Genomic DNA, 1,901 nt, shown 5'->3' with positions numbered 1-1,901 from the left:
GCCGACGGAACCGGTCTCACCGGCTCGCTCGAGGCCGGCTATCCGATCCAGATCGGTGCCGGGCTGTCGCTTGAGCCGCAGGCGCAGCTGATCTGGCAATCGGTCTCGTTCGGAACGGAGCGCGATCGCTTCTCCGCGGTCCGCTTTTCGCCCAACGATGCACTCACCGGCCGGATCGGCGCTCGGCTCACCGGCGATTGGGTGATGGGCGGGATGACGCTGAAACCCTATCTCCTCGCCAATGTCTGGCGCACGTTTTCCGGCAGCGACACGACGACCTTCAACGTCACGCCGATTACAACCGGCTTCGGCTCCACCTCGCTGGAACTCGGCGGCGGCGTTGCGGCCCAGGTGACGCCGAACGTCGGTGTCTACGCGGCGGCGAGCTACACCAGCAATCTCGGCGGCGACGATCGCCGCGGCATCAAGGGCAATCTCGGCCTGCGCGTCACGTGGTAGGCGCGGCGCCTGCCGACACTTCATACGGGTCTTACGATTGGTTCCGAGCCGGGGCGGGCCTTTGCGAATCTGGCAAACCCGGCGTCCTTACATTGCCTTCAGTCATGTGCCTGCAACCGGACCCTCAGATGTCGGCAATGGGGTCAACTCCGGTCGTCAGACGCCGATCTTGAGATGGGTCGCGAGCGGTGATCAGGCGCTCGCTCGAAACTTGACATTGGCGAACTTGCCGCAGAGCGGACCTCGCCATGGTCTGAGAAGGGCGGAGAGCGAACGCCAGCACCCGCGGCCTGATGCTCCGGAACTGGTCGTAGCAACTCGGGTTTGAAGAAACGGCTCGCAATGACCGCCAAGATTGCTCGGCCTCCCTCCTGAATTCAGCCATGAGTTCCGATGGGATGAGACGAACCGCTAGTGCGATACCCGCGGGGACGATCAGCAAGTCGTCGAGATAGCCAAGTATCGGAATAAAATCAGGAATAAGATCGATTGGGCTCAAGGCGTAGGCCGCAACACCGGCGGCCAGGGCTTTTGCATGCCACGGCGTTCGCGGATGCGAGCAGCTATCCATAGCGCGACGACGTCGCGCGTGAGATGTCGCGCCCATTGCCTTGCGCGCTCCAGCGTCATGATGATGCAATTGCACGCGGTCGAAGAGACGCGCAATGGGTCGACACCGGCTTTAAGCAGATCCGGCGGGACTGTCCGCTTGCGGGCGATGGGCCTCGATGGAGGTCGATTATGCCGCGATAGCGTGAGGGGCCGAGACAGCAAACGCCCCGGAGTGACCCGGGGCGCGTCGAGCTTCGGACCTACAGAAGACACCTGCGGTTACCGGCCGCTGCCGGTGCCCCCGGTGTTGCCACCGCCGTTGCCACCATGGCCACCGCCGTTGCCACCATGGCCGCCGCCGTTGCCGCCATTTCCACCGCCGTTGCCACCACCATGGCCACCGCCGTTACCGCCATGGCCACCGCCGTTACCGCCATGGCCACCGCCGTTACCGCCATGGCCACCGCCGTTGCCACCACCATGGCCACCGCCGTTGCCACCACCATGGCCACCGCCGTTACCGCCATGGCCACCGCCGTTGCCGCCATGGCCACCGCCGTTGCCACCATGGCCGCCGCCGTTGCCGCCATGGCCACCGCCGTTGCCACCGCCATGGCCACCGCCGTTGCCGCCATGGCCACCGCCGTTGCCACCACCATGGCCACCGCCGTTGCCACCACCATGGCCACCGCCGTTACCGCCATGGCCACCGCCGTTGCCAGCATGGCCACCGCCGTTGCCGCCGCCATGGCCGCCGCCGTTGCCGCCCGAGCCTCCGCCCGTGCCTCCGACGGAGCCGCCACCGGAACCACCGCCCGAGCCTCCGCCCGTGCCTCCGACGGAGCCGCCACCGGAACCACCGCCCGAGCCTCCGCCCGTGCCTCCGACGG

Annotated in this window: 2 protein-coding genes and 1 pseudogene; 1 reads left to right on the top strand and 2 read right to left on the bottom strand. The window is 67.0% G+C overall.

What is annotated here, in order from left to right; all coding sequences use genetic code 11:
• On the top strand, positions 1-459 hold a 459-nt coding region (locus AC1DGP_RS35135; protein WP_476833282.1), incomplete at its 5' end, for an autotransporter outer membrane beta-barrel domain-containing protein.
• Between the two features lie 361 nt (positions 460-820).
• Here the strand turns inward: AC1DGP_RS35135 and AC1DGP_RS35130 are convergent.
• Positions 821-1,089 (bottom strand): annotated as a pseudogene (locus AC1DGP_RS35130) (YkvA family protein); the annotation flags it as partial.
• 201 nt (positions 1,090-1,290) lie between these two features.
• Positions 1,291-1,901, bottom strand: a 611-nt coding sequence (locus AC1DGP_RS35125) for a hypothetical protein (protein ID WP_476833281.1), incomplete at its 5' end; no start/stop codon positions are given.

It is taken from the genome of Allobosea sp. 05T433, assembly GCF_056396065.1.
This window is presented reverse-complemented; position numbering and strand designations above follow the sequence as displayed.